Here is a 19,802-nt window from a genome sequence, read left to right on the forward strand (position 1 = left end):
TCCCAACTGTCGCTTTGCCTATCCTAGGCCCGGTCATCCTGTCAGCGATGGATCCATGAAACACTCTCTTCCCAGCCGTTACGCCTGCCTGGCGACTTGCCTGATCTTCACCTTCGCCAGCCTCCCGTACCTTGGCCAACATGACTGGCTCTGGCCCGTCACGGTCATCACCGCGCTGCTCAGCCTGATCGGCCTCAACGACCTGCGCCAAAGCCATCACGCGGTGCGGCGCAACTACCCGATCCTGGGCAACATTCGCTACTTGATCGAAACCATCCGCCCGGAAATCCGCCAGTACCTGATCGAGGGCGATGACGACAAGCTGCCCTTCTCCCGTTCGCAGCGCTCGCTGGTGTACGCCCGGGCCAAGAACGAGAGCGCCGAGAAGGCATTCGGCACCCTCAACGATGCCTACAAGCCTGGCTTCGAGTTCATCAGCCACTCCATGGTGCCGGTGGCCACGCCTGACCCGGCGTCGTTCCGCATCGCCATCGGTGGTCCGCAGTGCCGGCTGCCGTACTCGGCGTCGATCTTCAACATCTCGGCCATGAGTTTCGGCGCACTCAGCGCCAACGCCATCGCCGCCCTCAACCAGGGCGCACGCATGGGGCGTTTCGCCCATGACACCGGCGAGGGCAGCATCAGCCCCTACCACCGCGAACACGGTGGCGACCTGATTTGGGAGATCGGCAGCGGCTACTTCGGTTGCCGGACCGAGGAGGGTCGCTTCGACCCTAAACGCTTCGCCGAGCAGGCGCGCTCGCCCCAGGTGAAGATGATCGAGGTCAAGCTCAGCCAAGGCGCCAAGCCTGGCCACGGCGGCATCCTGCCAGGGCACAAGGTCAGCCCGGAGATTGCCGCCACCCGTGGCGTGCGCGTTGGCGAAGACTGCATCTCACCCGCCGCCCACAGCGCCTTCCGCACGCCGGTGGAACTGCTCAAGTTCATCGCTAGCCTGCGTGAGTTGTCAGGGGGCAAACCCGTGGGGTTCAAGTTCTGCCTGGGCCACCCGTGGGAGTTCATGGCCATCGCCAAGGCCATGCTGGCCACCGGCATCACGCCTGATTTCATCGTCGTCGACGGCAAGGAAGGCGGCACCGGCGCGGCGCCACGCGAATTCAGCGACAACATGGGCGTGCCCATGCGTGAAGGCCTGATGTTCGTGCACAACACCCTGGTGGGCCTGAACTTGCGCAGCAGTATCCGCATCGGTGCCGCCGGCAAGATCGTCAGCGCCTTCGATATCGCCAGCGTGCTGGCCATCGGTGCCGATTGGGTCAACTCGGCGCGTGGCTTCATGTTCGCCATTGGCTGCATCCAGTCGCAAAGCTGCCATACCAACAAATGCCCGACCGGCGTCGCGACCCAGGACCCACTGCGTCAACGCGCCCTGGTGGTGCCGGACAAGGCCGAGCGCGTCGCCAGCTTCCACCGCAACACCTTGCACGCGCTGGCCGAGATGCTGGCCGCGGCGGGCCTGGAACACCCGTCGGAGCTCAAGCCCAAGCACCTGGCGCGGCGCATCAGCACCAGCGAAATCAGCCTGTTCTCGGACTTGCATCAGTTCCTCAAGCCAGGCGAATTGCTCAGTGGCTCGATCGAAAGTGAGTTCTACGCGCGGATGTGGCGCATGGCCCGCAGCGACAGCTTCGCGCCAGATACCGGTGAGGCCCTGGTGGCGCCAGCGGTGGCTGCGGTACGCCGAAACGAAACAGCCCCGGCATAGGCCGGGGCTGCTGGTGACGCGATCAGGATCAGAAGATGCTGATCGGGTACTCGACGAACACACGAACTTCGTTGCCGTCGTCCATGTAGTTGCCGTTCTGCTGGACAGCGTTGTTGGTACGCACGAACGAGCTACGCAGCTTGATCGACAGGTCCTTGGCCGGACCGTCTTGAACGACGTAACGGATCTGGTTGAAGATCTCGCGCTCTTTACCTTCACCGAAGCCTTGCGGGGCGCCGACCTTGCGGGTGTTGATGTTGTCACCCACGACGTAGGCCACTTTGTAGGTCAGACCAGGAATGCCGAAGGCACCGAAGTCCAGGCCATAGCCCAGCTGCCAGGAACGCTCGTCCTCGGCGTTGAAGTCGGACCAGTAGGAGTTGGCCAGGTAGATGGTCGAACCACCGTCACCCACGCCACCTTCGTTCTGGTACCAACCGTAGTTGTAGCCAGTGCTGCCGGTGCTGCGCTGGTGCGCAAGGGTGAAGGAGTGCGGGCCGTAGGCGTAGGTCGCAGCCAGGCTCCAGATGGTGTTGGAGTCGCCGTTAAGACCAGCGGACTGCACATACTTCTTGTCGATGTCCGACTTGTAGCCGTTGAAGTCCAGGGTCAGGGACTGGTCATTGGCGATCGGGAAGACGTAGTTCAGGCCCAGGTAGTGCTTCTTCATCACGTCTTCGTTGTCTGCGGTGTACAACGAAGCGGTGAAGTTATCGGTGAACTTGTAGCTACCGCCGAAGACGTTGATCGACTTCAGGCCGCCACCGTCACGACGCTCGGCACTCTTGCGCGCTTCCTGGGTGAAGCGGCCGGCGTTCAGCTCCAGGCCTTCGATCTCCTTGGAGGTGATCAGGGTGCCGGTGAAGCTTTCTGGCAGCAGACGTGCGTCGTCGTATTGCAGCACTGGCAGGGTTGGCATCTGGTCACCGTACTTGAGCACGGTGTTGGAGATGCGGAACTTCACGGCAGCGCCCGCACGGGCCAGATCATGCGGCGAGCTGGCATTGTCATCGGCGTTCTTGGTGTTGTGCGGTTTGAAGAAGTCGACGCCGGCACCGCCATTGTGACCTTTGCCGCCATCCAGACGCACGGCGTACAGGCCGAATGCGTCGACGCCGACACCAACGGTGCCTTGGGTGAAGCCAGAGGAGAAGTTGGCGATGAACGCTTGGCCCCATTCGATCTGGTCATCGGTACCGTGCTTCTTGTCACGGTTGATGTAAGCGTTACGCAGGAGAACGTTTGCGTGGCTGTCTTCGATGAAGCCCTTGCTTTCGGCCTGCTCGTTGGCCTGGGCCTGGGTCGCGGCGATCATCGCCAGCGCGACCAGGCTGATCCTGGTTTTCAACATGTTGTTTTCCTTATTTCTTAATCAAAAACGCTCTGCAATATGACGCCAGGAACCAACGCCCCTTCGTAGGTTCGACGCTTTGCGGATCCAAACTGAAAAGCCCGCCAATGGTCGGGTGGCGGGCCTTGTGCAGCAGCATGGCCATAGGTGGCCAGCAGGCGTTGGCCGAATCGTAGCCGCGTGCGATTACAAATGTCAAAAACTCGTGAAATGCAGGTTGATATAACCAAAATCACCCTAAGGTCTGGTGCATTTCAATGCAGGTGCCCGGTCAAGACAGACAATTTATCTCTGGCCGAGGAAAAATCGACCGGCCGAAGTGGACACTACCCACAGCGCTTGTTGAACAAGCCGAGGGGGAGCAGATACGCAAAAAGCGCACCCCAAAAAAAACGCCACCGCAAGTGCGGTGGCGTTCATTTGTTGACAGGTCAACCCCTGATCAATGCCATACGGCCAGCAGCGCTTCTAGCTCTGCATCGCTGATCAGCCCTTGGGGGTATCGCCCGTCCAGCAGGCGGCGAGGGTCGGTCGTCCTGACCCGTTTGCATCCATGGTGTTTCAACCACTGCGCCAGAATTTGGAGCGATTGGTGATCCACTGCCGATGGGGGCAATGCCGACTCACTTGCTGCATTCATCTTTCCACGTACTCCCTGGGCCCCGTGAGCGGCAAATTTACGTTGGTATTGTTACAGAACGGCACTTCCCGTCTGCTGGGTCTAAGCCCATGAAAAACAATACAAAACATATGCCATGTGGCCTGCCGAACATCTGCCGGAAACAAAAGGCCCGTCAATTGACGGGCCTTTTGTGGGAGTTGCGTATCAGCGCTTGACCGGTGCCGGTTGCTGTTGAGTCAGGCAGTGGATGTTGCCTCCGCCCAGCAGCAGTTCACGCCCCGGAATCATGACCACCTCGTGGTCCGGGAAGACCTTGGCCAGAATCGCTCTAGCCTGCGCATCTGCTGGGTCGTCGAAGCTTGGAGCAATGATGCCGCCGTTGACGATCAGGAAGTTCACATACGACCCTGCCAGGCGGACGGAGGGGTCGCGCTCCTGGCTACCCGCGACATGGTCGACGCCGTCACATTCTTCCTGGGTGGCGAACAGTGGGCCCGGAATCGGCATCTTGTGCACCACAAACTCGCGCCCTTTGGCGTCGCGGCTATTTTTTAGCACCTCATAGGCCGCGTGGCAGCGTGCATAGTTGGGATCGTTGGAATCATCGGTCCAGGCCAGTAACACTTCGCCTGGGCTGACGTAACAGCAGAAGTTGTCGACATGGCCGTCGGTTTCGTCGTTGTACAGGCCATCGGGAAGCCAGATGATGGTCTCGACCGACAGGTGCTCGCGCAGGATGTCTTCGATCTGCTCGCGGTTCAGGTGCGGGTTACGGTTACGGTTGAGCAGGCATTCCTCGGTGGTGATCAGGGTGCCTTCACCATCCACGTGAATCGAACCGCCCTCAAGCACGAAACCCTCGGTGTGGTAACGCTGGCAACGTTCCATTTCCAGGACCTTGGCCGCCAGCTCTTCATCGCGGTTCCACGGCGCGTACAGGCCCCCGTCGAAACCACCCCAGGCATTGAAGCCCCAGTCCACACCGCGCACTTCGCCATGGTCGTTGATGACGAAAGTCGGGCCGGTGTCGCGCACCCAGGCATCATCGTTGCTGATCTCAACCACACGGATGTTCGGCAGGTCGAGCTGACGACGGGCGTTCTCGTACTGGCCCGCGGAAACCGCCACGGTAACAGGCTCGAAGCGCGCGATGGCCTTGGCCAGGGTCACATGGGCGGCCTGCGCCGGCTTGCCACCCAGGCGCCAGTTGTCCGGACGCTCCGGCCAGACCATCCAGACCTGGCTCTGCGGCGCCCACTCGGCGGGCATGTGGAAGCCGTCGGCGCGGGGTGTCGAGTTAAGGGTTTTCATGGTTAACCTCTTGTAGAGCCCGGCGTGCTGGCCAGGGGTTGCGCTGTTCAGTTGCCTGCCAATTTAACCGATAAATATCGGCTTTAGAAGCCACAAGACCAACCGTTTAAGCATAAGAGAACGGAATCACGCCGATAAAAATCGACTTAAATGTGTAACACAGCCACATTAAACCTGTCAGCAAAGCGGCCCCGCATCGCAAGCACTGAAGATGAAACCTCTTTCACATTTCACTTATCTCGCCCGCAAAATCGCCGATAAACAAGCGTTGAAGATGAAATGATGAGCGTGACCGCAAGCGCTGCCATGCTGGCAATCTAGGCTGCAAGAGGCCAGGGTGGCTAAATTGAACAGGGACTGACACGGTCGAATCAGAGCTCAGGGGGCCAGTTATCGCCATGAACATCATTGCCACCGACATCCCTGATGTGCTGATCATCGAACCCAAGGTCTTCGGCGACAGCCGCGGCTTTTTCTTCGAGAGTTTCAACGCCCGCGACTTCGCCAGGCAAACAGGTTTCACTTCGCCCTTCGTCCAGGACAACCACTCACGCTCTCGACGCGGTGTGCTGCGCGGGCTGCACTACCAGATCGACAACCCCCAGGGGAAATTGGTTCGGGTAACGCATGGCGAAGTGCTGGATGTGGCCGTGGACATTCGGCGCAGCTCGCCCACCTTCGGGCGTTGGGTGGCTACCCGACTGAGCGCCGATGGCCACCGCCAGTTCTGGATTCCCCCTGGGTTTGCCCATGGCTTCCAGGTGCTGAGCGAGTCGGCGGACTTCCTGTACAAGACCACCGATTACTACAACCCCGCCGCCGAACGTTGCATCCGCTGGGACGACCTTGAGCTTGCCATCGAGTGGGACAAGAAGTACCCGCCCATCCTTTCTGCCAAGGACCAGGCAGGCGCCCCGTTGAGCGAAGCGGATCTGTTCCCCTGAGTCGCGTGATGGCCGCAGGCGCTGATGACCTGCCGTAACTAGCGCATAATTGCGCCAGACTCTTCTGGCGCCTTTACGCGATGATTGCAAAACCCACGCCCCCTCGCCGCCCCCGCTGGCGCAGCCTGGCCCTGCTGGCCCTGTGCCTGGCTCCGTTGCTGTGGCCCCTGCACCACCTCGCCGAACGTTACTATCAGGACGAACTGGCCTCGCAGAACCGCCAGACCCTCGACCTGTATGTCGCGAACCTGCTCGGCACCCTGCACCGGTACGAGACCTTGCCGCAGATCCTCGGCGACCTGCCGGCGCTGCGCAACGTGCTGGCCGACCCGTTTCGCATAGAAGCGGTCACCAACGCCAATCGCTTGCTCAAGGACATCGTCCACCAGACCGGTGCCGAGGTGATGTACCTGATGGACGTGAGCGGCAACACCCTGGCCGCGTCGAACTGGGACAAGCACGACAGCTTCGTCGGCCGTAACTTCGCCTTCCGCCCGTACTTCATCGAAGCCATGGAAGGACGTCTGGGGCGCTTCTTCGGTCAGGGCACCACCTCGGCCAAACGCGGCTACTTCTTCGCCGCGGCCGTGCGCGACCGCGAACGGGTGGTCGGCGTGCTGGTGGTCAAGGTCGACCTGGACCACACCGAAACCCTTTGGGGCCGGACGCCCGAGCAACTGCTGCTGACCGACCAGAACGGCGTGGTGGTGCTGACCTCGCGGCCAGACTGGCGTTTCCGTTCCACCCGTGAGCTGACCGAGGCCGAACGCCAGGCGATCATCGCCATCCAGCCCTACCCGACCCAGGCGCCGCAGCCGTTGACCCTGGACCCTCAGGCCTGGCTGATCCAGACCCGCGACATCAAGGAAACCGGCTGGCAAGTCAGTATTCTCGCCCCACGCATCCTGGTCGACCGCTCGGTGCAGACCGTCATGGCCATCGGTGGCGGCGCCTTGCTGGTGCTGATGTTGCTGGCCGGGCTGGTAATGCAGCGACGACGCCACTATATCGATCGCATCGACTTCGAGGCACGTGGCCGCCAAGAGCTCGAAAAGCGTGTGATGGAACGTACCGCCGACCTCGAAGGCCTCAACGCCCGCCTCAAAAGCGCGGTGCTCGAACGTGAGAATGCCCAGCAGGAATTGGTCCGTGCCCAGGACGAGCTGGTCCAGGCCGGCAAGCTGTCGGTGCTCGGTACCATGTCGGCGAGCATCAGCCATGAGCTCAACCAGCCCCTGGCCGCGATCCGCAGCTACGCGGAAAACGCCGAGATCCTGCTCGACCACCAGCGCACCGAAGATGCCCGCGGCAACCTCAAGCTGATCGGCGAGCTGACCGGGCGCATGGCTTCGATCATCGCCCACCTGCGTGCGTTCGCCCGGCGCGATCGCCATGCCCCGGAGAGCGTGGCCCTGCAGCCGGCCCTGGATGATGCCCTGGCCCTGCTGGCCAAGCGTCGGCGCGCCATGGCCGTGGAACTGATCCGCGACCTGCCGGACGCCACCCTTTGGGTGCAGGCCGGTGAAACCCGCCTGCGCCAGGTGCTCGGTAACCTGCTGGCCAACGCCCTCGATGCACTGACCGAAAAAGCCAACCCACGTCGACTTTGGTTGAGTGCCGAAAAGCGTGACGACTACGTCTACCTGTACATTCGCGACAATGGCCCAGGTTTCAGCCGCCAGGCCCTGGAGCATGCCAAGGAGCCATTCTTCACCACCAAGACCCGCACCCAAGGCCTGGGCCTGGGCCTGGCTATCTGCGAAAGCCTGATGCGCGCCCTGGGTGGCGAACTGCTGCTCGGCAACCACCCGGAAGGTGGCGCCCTGCTGACCTTGCAGCTGCGTGTGGCCAAGCCTGGCGCCAACCTGCAACCTTCGGAGGACCCCTCGGCATGACGACCGAGACATTCATCGACAGCCACGCCCAGGTCATTCTGGTGGACGACGATCCACACCTGCGCCAGGCCCTGAGCCAGACCCTCGACCTGGCGGGGCTGAAGGTGGTCGCCCTGGCCGATGCACAGGACCTGGCCGGGCGCATCGAGCCTGACTGGCCGGGGGTGGTGGTCAGCGATATCCGCATGCCTGGCATCGATGGCCTGCAACTGCTGGAACAACTGCACGGGCGCGACAACGAGCTGCCGGTGCTGCTGATCACCGGCCACGGCGATGTGCCGCTGGCGGTACAGGCCATGCGCGCCGGGGCCTACGACTTTCTGGAAAAGCCGTTCGCCACCGATGCCTTGCTCGATAGCGTGCGCCGCGCCCTGGCCTTGCGCCGCCTGGTGCTGGACAACCGCAGCCTGCGTCTGGCCCTGAGCGACCGTCAGCAGCTGTCCACTCGCCTGGTTGGCCAGTCGCCCGCCATGCAGCGCCTGCGCGAGCAGATCGGCGCCCTGGCCGGTACCCGCGCGGATGTCCTGATTCTGGGCGAGACTGGCGCCGGCAAAGAGGTGGTCGCACGTGCCCTGCATGACCTTTCCAGCCGCCGCGATGGGCCGTTCGTGGCGATCAACGCCGGGGCGCTGGCCGAGTCGGTGGTGGAAAGCGAACTGTTCGGCCATGAGCCGGGCGCCTTCACTGGCGCGCAAAAACGCCGCATCGGCAAGTTCGAGTTCGCCAATGGTGGCACGCTGTTCCTCGACGAAATCGAGAGCATGAGCCTGGATGTGCAGGTCAAGCTGCTGCGCCTGCTGCAAGAACGCGTGGTCGAACGCCTGGGCGGCAACCAGCTTATCCCGCTGGATATCCGCGTGATCGCTGCCACCAAGGAAGACTTGCGCCAGTCCGCCGACCAGGGCCGCTTCCGCGCCGACCTTTACTACCGCCTGAACGTCGCCCCGCTGCGTATCCCGCCACTGCGTGAACGCGGCGACGATATTCTGGTGCTGTTCCAGCATTTTGCCGATGCCGCCAGCCAGCGCCACGGTCTTGCGCCACACAGCCTGCAACCGGCGCAACGCGCCATGCTGCTGCGCCACGACTGGCCAGGCAATGTGCGCGAACTGCAGAACGCCGCCGAGCGTTTCGCCCTGGGCCTGGAGCTGGCCCTCGACGGCCAGTTGCCAGCCGCGACGGCACCGGCAGCCCCGGTGCTCAGCGGCAATCTCAGCGAACAGGTCGAACAGTTCGAACGCTCGCTGATCGCCGCCGAGCTGGCCCAGCCGCACAGCTCGATGCGCAGCCTGGCCGAAGCCCTTGGCATCCCCCGCAAGACCCTGCACGACAAGCTGCGCAAGCATGGCCTTAGCTTCGAAGGCGCCAGCAGCGGAAACGACGACCAAGAGGACCCTCGCCCATGACCACCGACAGCCAGTACCTGCAGTCCGTACTGCACCATGACATTCCCCTGACCCGCGAAATGGGGCTGGAAGTCGTTGGCTGGCAAAATCACTGCCTGCAGCTGCAACTACCGCTGGAGGCCAACGTCAACCACAAGAGCACCATGTTTGGCGGCAGTCTGTATTGCGCCGCAGTGCTGGTAGGTTGGGGCTGGTTGCACCTGCGTCTACGCGAGCTGGGCATCGATGACGGCCACATCGTCATTCAGGAAGTCCAGATCAGCTATCCGCTGCCGGTGACGGGTGCGGCCCAGGCGCGGTGCCCGGCGCCAGACGACAAGACCTGGGAGCGGTTCATCACGCTGTATCAGCGTCGCGGACGGGCGCGGCTGACGCTGGAAACCACCGTCAGCAATCTTGGCAGCGACGAGCCTGCGGTGCGTTTCAGCGGGCAGTACGTACTGCATCGCTAAAGCAGCAGATCGCCGGCAAGCCGGCGATCGACCCGCACACCATCAACGTTTGACACAGTGCTCGATGAACGCCTCACGCCAGCTGGCAGCGGCCGGCAAGGCCAGGAAGAAGGGGTTGAGCAGCGACTCCCGCGCGGGATAGCGAAATGGCTGACCGTCCACTTCGATGACCTCGCCGCCCGCACCCTCCACGACACCCTGGGCAGCTGCCGTGTCCCATTGCGAAGTCGGCGCCAGACGCGGGTAGCAATCGGCGCTCCCCTCAGCCAGCAGGCAAAACTTCAGGGAGCTGCCGATATTGGCCAGTTCCAGCTCACCGACAGTGCCTCCCAACCCCGCCAGTAGCGCCTCCTGCTGAGGGCTGGAATGACGACGGCTGGCCACCACCGTGAAACGGCTACCGGCAGGCGGCGTGTTGCGCACCCGAATAGACAGGGGATCGGCACCTGGATCGGCACGCCAGGCACCGAACTGCCGACCACCGAAGTAGCAGCGACCATTGGTCGGCATGGCCACCACGCCAAACACCACCTCGCCTTCCTCGATCAGGGCGATATTGACCGTGAACTCTTCGCTGCCGGCGATGAACTCCTTGGTGCCATCCAGCGGGTCGACCAACCACCAGCGCGTCCAGCCCTGGCGCTCAGTCAGCGGGATGTTGCAGTCCTCTTCCGACAGCACGGGAATGTGCGGCGCCAGGGCCGCCAGGCCGTCGGCGATGACCCGGTGCGCTGCCAGGTCGGCAGCCGTCACCGGCGAATCGTCGGCCTTGGCGGTCACCGCTACGTCCGACTGCCAGAACGGCAAGATAGCCTCGCCCGCCTGCACGGCCAGCTTCACCACTTCATGCATCAGCTGTTGGTCGTTCATGCGTCGAGCAGCCCCCGCTGGATCAGCAGGTCGCGGGCCAGGTACAGCGCCGCCAGCGCCCTGCCCTCGGTGAACTGCGGGTGCATGGCCAAGGCGGACAACTCGCGCAGGTTGACCTTGTCGACCCGCATCGGCTCCGGCTCGTCACCTTCCAGGCGCTCTTCGTACAAGTCAGTGGCCAATACCACCTGGATCTTCTGGCTCATGTAGCCCGGCGACAGCGACAGCTCGGTCAGGTGCTCAAGCTGCCGAGCGCCGAAACCGGCTTCTTCCTTGAGCTCACGGTCAGCCGCCGCCAGCACGTCTTCGCCCGGTTCGATCAGGCCTTTGGGCAGCGACAGCTCGTACTCGTCGGTACCGCCGCAATACTCTTCGACCAACACCGCGTGCTCTGCATCGAGCATAGCCACCACCATCACCGCGCCGTAACCGTTGCCTCGGCCCACCAAGCGCTCGTAGGTGCGCTCGTTGCCGTTGGCGAAGCGCAACTGCACGGCCTCGACGCGAAACAGGCGGCTGCTGGCGACGATCTCGCGATTGAGGACGGTAGGTTTCTGGCGCATGGGGCGGCTCCTTGGCGTGAACGGGTTACTATACCGTGGCTTGCCGACTGATCGAGAGTTTCCCATGCCTGTTCTTCCCTGGTCCGCCATCGATACCGTCCTGCTGGACATGGATGGCACACTGCTCGACCTGCACTACGACAACCGTTTCTGGCTGGACCACCTGCCCCAGCGCTACGCCGAACTGCATGGGGTGAGCCGGGTCATGGCGGAACTGGAGCTGCAACCGTTGTTCGAGCGCAACGCCGGTACGCTCAACTGGTACTGCCTGGATTTCTGGAGTCGCGAACTGAACCTGCCGATCCGCGAACTCAAACGCGAAATCGCCCACCTGATCGCCCTGCGACCCGATGCCGACACCTTCCTGGCGGCAGTCCGCAAGGCAGGCAAGCGGGTGGTAATGATCACCAATGCCCACCGCGACTCGCTGTCGCTGAAACTGGAGCGTGTGGAGCTGGCGTGTTACTTCGAGCGGCTGATCAGCTCCCATGACTATGGGTACCCAAAGGAAAGCCCGCAATTCTGGGACGCACTGCAAGCCGATATCGGTTTCGATCCGGCCCGTAGCCTGTTCATCGACGACACCCTGGCGATTCTGCGCAGTGCACAAAGGTTTGGCGTGGGGCATCTGCTGGCGGTACGCCAACCCGACAGCCAGGCAGCCCCGCGGGACACCCAGGAGTTTGCGGCGGTCGAGGATTACCGGGAATTACTGGCCGGGCTGTAGCACCGTGATCGACGCCAAGCCTTCCCCTGCACGAGCCGGCTTGGCCTCGATAGCACCACCCGATCAGTCCGGAATCCGCAGCACCTGCCCCGGATAGATCTTGTCAGGGTGCTTGAGCATCGGCTTGTTCGCCTCGAAGATCTTGTTGTACTGGTTGGCATCGCCATATTCGGCTTTGGCGATGGCACTGAGGGTGTCACCCTTCTTGACCGTGACGAACCGCGCGGCCTGGGCAACCGGCCCGGTGACGGTGATCTGGTCCTCGACAGTGGCCACTCCGGCGATATTGCCGGCTGCCAGAATGATCTTTTCCTTTTCCTCCTGGCTGGCCACCTCGCCCTTGAGGATGATCTTGTCTCCTTCCACAGTGGCGCTGATGTTCGGGTTTCCCAGCCCGACGGTCTCCACATGCTTCTTGAGCTGTTCCTCGGCCTTGGCATTGCCGGGGGTCAGCAGGTCGATCAACTTCTCGCCGGCTTCCTTCACGAAACTGAACAGGCTCATGACGCGCTCCTTGTTGATGAAACCTCGGAGCCAGGAGTCTAGGCCAGGATCGCCGCCCCCGCTCCCCTGCGACCAATCGACGCGCTCTATCAAGGCATAGACCCTAGCGATTAGACGTGGGCAGCCCACGCGCCTAGGCTTGTGCTATCAAAAAGCCGTCGAAAGCCAGCTCCGATGAACAGCAAGCCTCCGGTCTGCGCGGCCTCCACACCCCTGTCCATGCCGGCCGCCAGCAATACCTACGATTACGTGCAGCTCGACGATGGCGAACGAGCCAGCACCCCGCTTGCCGAGGAAGTCGCCCTGGCCATCGCCTACAACGGCCTCAATCAGGCCGTGATGCTGGTCAGCCCCACCGACCTTGAGGACTTCGCGGTCGGCTTCAGTGTCGGCAGTGGCATCGTCGAAGGCACAGCGGAAATCTACGACCTCAAGCTCTCGGGCAGCGGCTCGGCCATGTATGCCGACATCGAGATATCCAGCCGCGCCTTCTGGAACCTGAAGAACCAACGCCGTCAGTTGGCCGGCACCAGTGGCTGCGGCCTGTGCGGGGTCGAGGCCCTGGAACAGGCCTTGCCAGAGTTGACCGAGTTGCCCGGCGCGCCCCTGCCGCCGGCGGCCTGGCTGGTCGGCCTGCGCCAGCGTATCGACCAGTTCCAGCCCTTGGGGCAGCACTGTGGGGCGGTACACGCCGCACTGTTCATGGACCGTAACGGCGAGTTGCTGCTCGGCCGTGAAGACATCGGCCGACACAACGCCCTGGACAAGCTGATCGGCGCGCTGCTGCGTCGGGAAATCAGCACCGACGGCGGCCTGGCCATCGTCACCAGCCGCTGCAGCCTGGAACTGATCCAGAAAGTCCTGCGCGCCGGGATCCAGACCCTGGTGAGCCTCTCGGCCCCGACCGGCCTGGCCCTGCAGTGGGCGCGCAAGCACAACCTCAACCTCATCCACCTGCCCAAACACAGCGCACCGCGGGTCTACAGCCCAGCGGCGGAGTCGTAACAGTCGTGACCTCGTACCAGCACCTTCCAGACAACGCCCCAGCTTCCACCCCTCGCTACAAGCCCTATGACGGCCCCGCCGGAGGCTGGGGCGCGCTGCGCAGCGTGGCCAAGGCCTGGGTCGCGAGCGACAACGCGCTGAAGAACATTCGCGCACTGCTCAAGACCAACCAGAACGGCGGCTTCGACTGCCCCGGCTGCGCCTGGGGCGACTCGCCCGAAAGCGGCATGGTCAAGTTCTGCGAGAACGGCGCCAAGGCGGTCAACTGGGAAGCCACCAAGCGTCGGGTGGATGCGGCCTTCTTTGCACGCTACAGCGTGAGCGCATTGCTCGAACAAAGCGACTACTGGCTCGAATACCAGGGCCGCCTGACCGAGCCAATGGTTTACGATCCGGCCAGCGACCGTTACCGACCTATCGCCTGGGACGACGCCTTCGCCCTGATCGCCCGCGAGCTGAACGCCCTGCTCACCCCCGATCAAGCTGAGTTCTATACCTCGGGCAGGGCCAGCAACGAAGCGGCATTCCTCTACCAGCTGTTCGTGCGCGCCTACGGCACCAACAACTTCCCCGACTGTTCGAACATGTGCCACGAGGCCAGCGGCGTAGCCTTGAGCCAGAGCGTCGGGGTCGGCAAGGGTACCGTCACCTTCGACGACTTCGAGCATGCCGACGCGATCTTCGTCTGGGGCCAGAACCCCGGCACCAACCATCCACGCATGCTCGACCCACTGCGCGATGCGGTCAAACGCGGCGCCCAGGTGGTGTGCGTCAACCCGCTCAAGGAACGTGGCCTGGAACGCTTCCAGCATCCGCAAAACCCGCTGGAAATGCTGACCAACAGCGACCGCCCGACCAATACCGCCTTTTTCCGCCCGGCCCTGGGCGGCGACATGGCGATGCTGCGCGGTATGGCCAAGTTCGTCCTGCAGTGGGAGCGCGAAGCCCAGGCCAAGGGCGAGCCAGCCGTATTCGACCATGCCTTCATCGCCGAGCACGGCCATGGCGTCGATGAGTACCTGGCAGCAGTGGATGCCACCTCGTGGGAGCATATCCAGGCCCAGTCCGGCCTGGCCCTTGCCGACATCGAGCTGGCAGCGCGCATGTATTGCCGCGGCAAGCGCGTGATCATGTGCTGGGCGATGGGCATCACCCAGCATCGCCATTCGGTGCCAACCATCCAGGAAATCGTCAACTTGCAGATGCTGCGCGGCAACATCGGTGTACCAGGCGCCGGCCTGTGCCCGGTACGTGGCCACAGCAACGTGCAGGGCGACCGCACCATGGGCATCAACGAACGCCCACCGGCAGCGCTGCTCGATGCCATCGAGAAGCGCTTCAACTTCCGTGTGCCACGCCACAATGGCCACAATACCGTCGAGGCGATCCACGCCATGCTCGATGGCCGGGCCAAGGTGTTCATCGGCCTGGGTGGCAACTTCGCCCAGGCCACGCCGGACACCGAGCGCACCGCTCAGGCCCTGCGCAACTGCGATCTGACCGTGCACATCAGCACCAAGCTCAACCGCAGCCACCTGATCCATGGCAAGCAAGCGCTGATTCTGCCGTGCCTGGGCCGCACCGACATCGACCTGCAGAGCGAAGGCCCGCAGGCGGTCACTGTGGAAGACTCGTTCAGCATGGTCCACGCCTCCAACGGCCAGCTCAAGCCGCTGTCGACCCTGATGCGTTCGGAACCAGCCGTTATCGCCGGCATCGCCGCCGCCACACTGGGCAAGCGTCCGGTGGACTGGCACTGGCTGGTGGCCGACTACGACCGTATTCGCAACCTGATCGGCGACACCATTGCCGGTTTCAGCGGCTTCAACGAGCGCCTTCGTCATCCCGGCGGCTTCTACCTGGGTAACAGCGCCAGCAGCCGTGAGTGGAAAACCAACACCGGTCGCGCCAACTTCAAGGCCAACCTGCTACCGGACACTTTGCTCGATGAGCGCGTCCAGGCCAGCGGCCAGTTGCCCGACCTGATCATGCAGTCGATGCGCTCGCACGACCAGTACAACACCACGATCTACGGCCTGGATGACCGCTACAGGGGGGTACGTGGTCAGCGCGAAGTACTGTTCGCCAACGAAGCGGACATCATCCGGCTGGGCTTCCAACCGGGGCAAAAGGTCGACATCGTCTCATTGTGGGGGGATGATCATGTACGCCGTGTGCACGGGTTCACGTTGCTGGCGTTCGACATCCCGGCTGGCCAGGCAGCGGCTTACTATCCGGAAGTGAACCCGCTGATTCCGCTTGAGAGCATCGGTGAGGGCAGCCATACGCCAACCTCCAAATTCGTCGCCATCAAACTGGAGCGAGCGCGGGATGATGGCCGTATTCTGTAGGCACCGGCTGGGCGACGATCAGGCCTGAAAACGCACCTGCGAAAACGAAAAAAGCCCTGTCCGTAATGGCTCAGGGCTTTTGTCATAACAGCCTAAGACAAGCGAAAATCGAGAAAGTTTCAACGAAAAAACAGTAACTTAGAGAATTGTGTACAACTCGTGTTACTCGTCGGATTTTCGTTGCCAGCAGCCTCGCAGAGCCTCAAATTCGCCTCGTCATCCCTATGAGGCTTTCTCGATGAAGAAGTACTCCTCGATTCTGTTGTTGTCTTTCAGCTTGCTCAGCGGCGTTGCCATGGCAGGCGGCACCACCGAGGCCGGCATTGGCGGCGCATTGGGTGGGGTACTGGGCTCGGTTGTGGGCCAGTCCATCGGTGGTAGCACCGGCGGCGCCATTGGCGCTGGCCTGGGCGGTGCCGCAGGCAGTGCGGTAGGTGCCGACAAGCACCAGCGTGGTGAGGCCGCCATCGGCGGTGCGCTGGGTGCGGCAGGCGGTAACGTGGTAGGTCGCTCCGTAGGCGGTACCACCGGTAGCTACATTGGCGCAGCAGCCGGCGGTGGTGCCGGTGGTGCGCTGGGTAACTACATGGGTAACAAGGCCGATGAAGACGAGCGTCACGAGCACCGCCGTTATCGTCGTGACTACGACGACCGTCGTCACTGGGACCGTGGCCACCACTACGGTCACCGCAAGCACAAGCGCCACTGGCGCGACTAATGCCTGAGGCCTCTGGCCTGGCAACAAAAAGCCCCGCCCTCACCCGCGGGGCTTTTTTATGTCTGAGGGTCCAACTGCAGGCCCGAGAGAATGCTGCTCAACGCGCTCGGCAGCGGCACCGGGCGACCGCTTTCCCGCTCGATGAACACCTGCACCACCCTACCGGCCGCACAGGCATCCTGATCCCCAGGGCGAAACAGCGCCAGACGGTACTCCACCGTGCTGCCCGCCAGGCGGGTTATACCCAAGCCCACCTCCAGCACATCCGGGAAACCCGGCAGCGCATAGAAGTCCGCCGACGAACTGACCACGAAGGCTGCCAACTCACCATCGCGCAAGTCCATATCGGCTTGCTCGACGAGAAATGCCTGAATGGCGGTCTCGAAGAAGCCATGCACGGTGGCACCGGCGACATGACCGTTGTGGTCGTTGTCCTGAGGGCGAGTGAGTATCGGGTGAAAGTGGGAAAAGGCGGTTCGGTTTGGGGATTCTGTCATTGACCTGGCCCGGTGATTTGCACGGATATCGACAAGTGAAACAGAATTTTCCTGAAGGCGGATAAATTTTACCGGCTGCTAAAGGGCCCATGGCGGCACAGAGGCAGCGCAGAACCTGCAAGCGCTGGTTTGCCAGCGATGGGGAATCGGCTTGACCGCCGGTAGCAACGCTAGACACGAAAAAGCCGCCCCTTGGGGCGGCTTCTTCGTTGCAACCAGCGACAGCTTACAGCTGCGGACCAGCGGCCTTGATGGCGTCGGATACGTCGAACTTCTTGAAGTTCTCGGTGAACAGCTTGGCCAGACCCTTGGCGGCTTCATCGTAGGCGGCTTTGTCAGCCCAGGTGTTACGTGGGTTGAGCAGCTCGGTCTCGACGCCTGGAACAGCCTTGGGCACGTCCAGGTTGATGATGTCCAGGTGCTCGGTCTCGGCACCGATCAGTGCGCCGCTCTGGATAGCGGAGATCACGCCACGGGTGGTCGGGATGCTGAAGCGCTTGCCGACGCCGTAGCCACCGCCGGTCCAGCCGGTGTTGACCAGGTAGACCTTGGAGCCAAAGGCATTGATGCGCTTGATCAGCAGCTCGGCGTACTCGCCAGCCGGACGCGGGAAGAACGGTGCGCCGAAGCAGGTGGAGAAGGTCGACTTGATGCCGCCGCCCGAGCCCATTTCGGTGGAACCGACCAGCGCGGTGTAGCCGGACAGGAAGTGGTAGGCAGCCTGTTCGTTGTTCAGGATCGAAACCGGAGGCAGAACACCAGTCAGGTCGCAGGTCAGGAAGATGACCGCGTTAGGCTCGCCGCCCAGGTTGGCTTCGGAACGCTTGGCAACGTGCTCCAGCGGGTAGGCAGCGCGGCTGTTCTGGGTCAGGCTGACATCGGCGTAGTCGGCGTGCTTGTTGGCGTCGAGAACGACGTTTTCCAGCACTGCACCGTGCTTGATGGCTTTCCAGATGACCGGCTCGTTCTTCTCGGACAAGTCGATGCACTTGGCATAGCAGCCGCCTTCCATGTTGAAGACGACGCCTTCACCCCAACCGTGCTCGTCGTCACCGATCAGGTAACGGCTTTCGTCGGCCGACAGGGTGGTCTTGCCAGTGCCGGACAGGCCGAAGAACAGGGTTACATCGCCTTCTTCGCCGATGTTGGCGGCGCAGTGCATCGGCAGCACGTCGGCGGCCGGCAGCAGGAAGTTCTGCACCGAGAACATGGCTTTCTTCATTTCACCGGCGTAGCGCATGCCAGCGATCAGCACTTTCTTCTGGGCGAAGTTGATGATCACGCAACCATCGGAGTTGGTGCCGTCACGCTCAGGCTCGCAGACGAAGTTGGCGACGTTGAGGATCTGCCACTGGTCGCGACCGGCCGGGTTGTACTGGCCCTTCTCCGGGTTGATGAACAGGCAACGGCCGAACAGGTTCTGCCAGGCGGTCTGGGTGGTCATCTTGACCGGCAGGTAGTGCTCGGCGGCAGCCCCTACGTGAACGTAGGAAACGAAGTGATCCTGAGCGTTGTTGAACGCTTCGACGCGATCCCACAGGGCATCGAACTTGTCGGCCGGGAACTTGCGGTTGATCGGGCCCCAGGCGATGGCGTCCTGAGTGGAAGGTTCTTCGACGATGAAACGGTCAGCCGGCGAACGACCAGTACGGTGACCGGTCTCGACTACCAGTGCGCCAGTATCGGCCAGCACGCCTTCACCGCGGGACAGCGCTTCTTTTACCAGCTCATCGACGCTCAGGTCGGTGTACACGGTGTTGTTGGCTTGCGTCATGAGATACCCCATCCGGCCCGAGGCCGAGTGCTCCAAACGTTTTGTAGTTGTCTGTAAAAAACTACTACAGCGAAAAAAGTGGCCGGATTATGCCAGAAACGCCCAAAAAAAGTAGGCCCCTCCTGTCAGAACTGCTCTTTTGCGCAATTCGACAGGAGATTTCCCTGAAATTAAACGTTTCAGTGGCGAGTTTCTGACGCCGAGTTCGTGCCACCGCCGGCAAACAGTTGCGCAACATCGCTGGCATCGAAGAAATAGCGCTCGTTGCAGAACTGGCAGTCGATCTCGACCTGTCCGCCACATTCTTCCACCAGCTGCGTAGCGTCGTGCTCGCCAAGACTGACAAGCGCATTGCCGGAACGTTCGCGCGAGCAACTGCATTTGAAATGCAGCGGCTGGATATCGAACAAGCGAACGGCGTCTTCGTGGTAGAGGCGGTGCAGCAGGGTTTCGTTGCCCAGCTTCCACTCTTCGGGCTTGAGCGTGCTGGCCATCGCAATGACGTGCTGCCAGCTGTCTTCACGCTCTTCATCGTCCGGCTGACGATCGCGCGGCAACTGCTGCAGCAACAATCCGCGCGCTTCGCCATTACTGGCATCGAGCCAGAAGCGGGTGTTGAGCTGCTGCGACTGAACGAAGTAATTGGTGAAGCATTCCGACAGCGTGGCGCCATCGAGGTCGACGGTGCCCTGGTAGCGCTGGCCTTTGATCGGGTCGATGGTCAAGGTCAGGTGGCCGTCCGGCATCAACTGCGACAGGGTCGCGTCGTCAGGAATCTGGTCAGCCTCATAGCGCGCCATGCCGCGGATCTCGCGCTCGCTCGAGCACTCCATCATCAGCAGTGGGATCGGCCCTGCCGAACGCGCCTGCAGGATCAGCAGCCCGTCGAACTTGAGCGCACCGACCAGCAGCGAGGTCGCCGCCATCAGTTCACCAAGCAGCTTGGCGACCGGTTGCGGGTACGGATGGCGAGCCAGCACATCGGCATAGCTCTGGTCGAGCGACACCCACTCACCGCGCACATCGCGCTCGTCGAAGATGAAACGTTGGGTGAAATCTGTATCTGGCAAGTCGCTCATGGTTGTC

Annotated in this window: 18 protein-coding genes; 9 read left to right on the top strand and 9 right to left on the bottom strand. The window is 62.4% G+C overall.

The features are described 5' to 3' along the window. Positions 1-55 precede the first annotated feature (55 nt). Positions 56-1,726 (top strand): FMN-binding glutamate synthase family protein, encoded by a 1,671-nt coding sequence (locus tag IF103_RS23320; RefSeq protein ID WP_023382874.1) that lies wholly within the window; start codon positions 56-58, stop codon positions 1,724-1,726. Positions 1,727-1,754: 28 nt separating this feature from the next. On the opposite strand, the gene IF103_RS23325 is transcribed toward IF103_RS23320, so the two are convergent. The 3 genes from IF103_RS23325 to aguA form a co-directional block, all read right to left on the bottom strand. After that, positions 1,755-3,077 (bottom strand): OprD family porin, encoded by a 1,323-nt coding sequence (locus IF103_RS23325; RefSeq protein ID WP_023382875.1) that lies wholly within the window; start codon positions 3,075-3,077, stop codon positions 1,755-1,757. A 442-nt stretch (positions 3,078-3,519) separates the two neighbouring features. After that, on the bottom strand, positions 3,520-3,717 hold the full coding sequence (locus tag IF103_RS25060) for a hypothetical protein (RefSeq protein ID WP_081669664.1): 198 nt from the start codon (positions 3,715-3,717) through the stop codon (positions 3,520-3,522). Positions 3,718-3,903: 186 nt separating this feature from the next. Next, entirely contained in the window at positions 3,904-5,010 is a 1,107-nt protein-coding gene (aguA, locus tag IF103_RS23330) for an agmatine deiminase (protein ID WP_023382876.1), read from the bottom strand. A 398-nt stretch (positions 5,011-5,408) separates the two neighbouring features. Here aguA and rfbC point away from each other — a divergent pair, with 398 nt between their 5' ends. The 4 genes from rfbC to IF103_RS23350 all read left to right on the top strand — a co-directional run bounded on the left by rfbC (position 5,409) and on the right by IF103_RS23350 (position 9,707). Next, positions 5,409-5,954: a dTDP-4-dehydrorhamnose 3,5-epimerase gene (gene rfbC / locus IF103_RS23335; RefSeq protein WP_023382877.1), complete on the top strand. Its 546-nt coding sequence runs from the start codon at positions 5,409-5,411 to the stop codon at positions 5,952-5,954. Positions 5,955-6,034: 80 nt separating this feature from the next. Then, the gene (locus IF103_RS23340; protein ID WP_027907229.1) at positions 6,035-7,849 is read left to right on the top strand and encodes a sensor histidine kinase; all 1,815 of its coding nucleotides are present in this window, start codon (positions 6,035-6,037) and stop codon (positions 7,847-7,849) included. Beyond that, positions 7,846-9,255 carry a sigma-54-dependent transcriptional regulator gene (locus IF103_RS23345; protein ID WP_023382879.1) on the top strand — a complete coding sequence of 470 codons (1,410 nt, stop codon included), beginning with the start codon at positions 7,846-7,848 and terminating at the stop codon, positions 9,253-9,255. The genes IF103_RS23340 and IF103_RS23345 overlap by 4 nt, the downstream gene beginning before the upstream one ends. Further along, positions 9,252-9,707, top strand: coding sequence for a YiiD C-terminal domain-containing protein (locus tag IF103_RS23350; protein ID WP_202675737.1), 456 nt, complete (start codon positions 9,252-9,254; stop codon positions 9,705-9,707). The genes IF103_RS23345 and IF103_RS23350 overlap by 4 nt, the downstream gene beginning before the upstream one ends. 42 nt (positions 9,708-9,749) lie before the next feature. Here IF103_RS23350 and cysQ read toward each other — a convergent pair whose 3' ends face one another. Further along, positions 9,750-10,577 carry a 3'(2'),5'-bisphosphate nucleotidase CysQ gene (cysQ, locus tag IF103_RS23355; RefSeq protein ID WP_023382881.1) on the bottom strand — a complete coding sequence of 276 codons (828 nt, stop codon included), beginning with the start codon at positions 10,575-10,577 and terminating at the stop codon, positions 9,750-9,752. Next, complete coding sequence (gene nudE, locus IF103_RS23360; protein ID WP_023382882.1) at positions 10,574-11,140, bottom strand: ADP compounds hydrolase NudE; 567 nt, start codon at positions 11,138-11,140, stop codon at positions 10,574-10,576. Before nudE ends, cysQ begins: the two co-directional genes overlap by 4 nt. A 64-nt stretch (positions 11,141-11,204) precedes the next feature. Here nudE and yrfG point away from each other — a divergent pair, with 64 nt between their 5' ends. Beyond that, positions 11,205-11,867: a GMP/IMP nucleotidase gene (yrfG, locus tag IF103_RS23365; RefSeq protein ID WP_202675738.1), complete on the top strand. Its 663-nt coding sequence runs from the start codon at positions 11,205-11,207 to the stop codon at positions 11,865-11,867. Between the two features lie 63 nt (positions 11,868-11,930). Here the strand turns inward: yrfG and lysM are convergent, their stop codons facing one another. Then, the gene (gene lysM / locus IF103_RS23370; protein ID WP_023382884.1) at positions 11,931-12,371 is read right to left on the bottom strand and encodes a peptidoglycan-binding protein LysM; all 441 of its coding nucleotides are present in this window, start codon (positions 12,369-12,371) and stop codon (positions 11,931-11,933) included. A gap of 174 nt (positions 12,372-12,545) precedes the next feature. Here lysM and fdhD point away from each other — a divergent pair, with 174 nt between their 5' ends. The 3 genes from fdhD to IF103_RS23385 all read left to right on the top strand — a co-directional run bounded on the left by fdhD (position 12,546) and on the right by IF103_RS23385 (position 16,445). Beyond that, on the top strand, positions 12,546-13,376 hold the full coding sequence (gene fdhD / locus IF103_RS23375; protein ID WP_023382885.1) for a formate dehydrogenase accessory sulfurtransferase FdhD: 831 nt from the start codon (positions 12,546-12,548) through the stop codon (positions 13,374-13,376). A 5-nt stretch (positions 13,377-13,381) separates the two neighbouring features. Then, complete coding sequence (locus tag IF103_RS23380) at positions 13,382-15,727, top strand: FdhF/YdeP family oxidoreductase (protein WP_202675739.1); 2,346 nt, start codon at positions 13,382-13,384, stop codon at positions 15,725-15,727. Positions 15,728-15,965: 238 nt separating this feature from the next. After that, a complete protein-coding gene (locus tag IF103_RS23385; RefSeq protein WP_023382887.1) occupies positions 15,966-16,445 on the top strand; it encodes a YMGG-like glycine zipper-containing protein in 480 nt (159 codons plus the stop codon). Positions 16,446-16,501: 56 nt separating this feature from the next. Here IF103_RS23385 and IF103_RS23390 read toward each other — a convergent pair whose 3' ends face one another. The 3 genes from IF103_RS23390 to hslO all read right to left on the bottom strand — a co-directional run bounded on the left by IF103_RS23390 (position 16,502) and on the right by hslO (position 19,795). Further along, positions 16,502-16,942, bottom strand: a complete 441-nt coding sequence (locus IF103_RS23390; RefSeq protein WP_023382888.1) for an acyl-CoA thioesterase — start codon at positions 16,940-16,942, stop codon at positions 16,502-16,504. Positions 16,943-17,168: 226 nt separating this feature from the next. Then, entirely contained in the window at positions 17,169-18,716 is a 1,548-nt protein-coding gene (locus IF103_RS23395) for a phosphoenolpyruvate carboxykinase (protein WP_023382889.1), read from the bottom strand. 179 nt (positions 18,717-18,895) lie between these two features. After that, a complete protein-coding gene (gene hslO, locus IF103_RS23400; protein ID WP_023382890.1) occupies positions 18,896-19,795 on the bottom strand; it encodes an Hsp33 family molecular chaperone HslO in 900 nt (299 codons plus the stop codon). Positions 19,796-19,802 lie beyond the last annotated feature (7 nt).

This window comes from Pseudomonas sp. SK2, from assembly GCF_016772395.1.
In the GTDB taxonomy this organism is placed as follows: domain Bacteria; phylum Pseudomonadota; class Gammaproteobacteria; order Pseudomonadales; family Pseudomonadaceae; genus Aquipseudomonas; species Aquipseudomonas taiwanensis.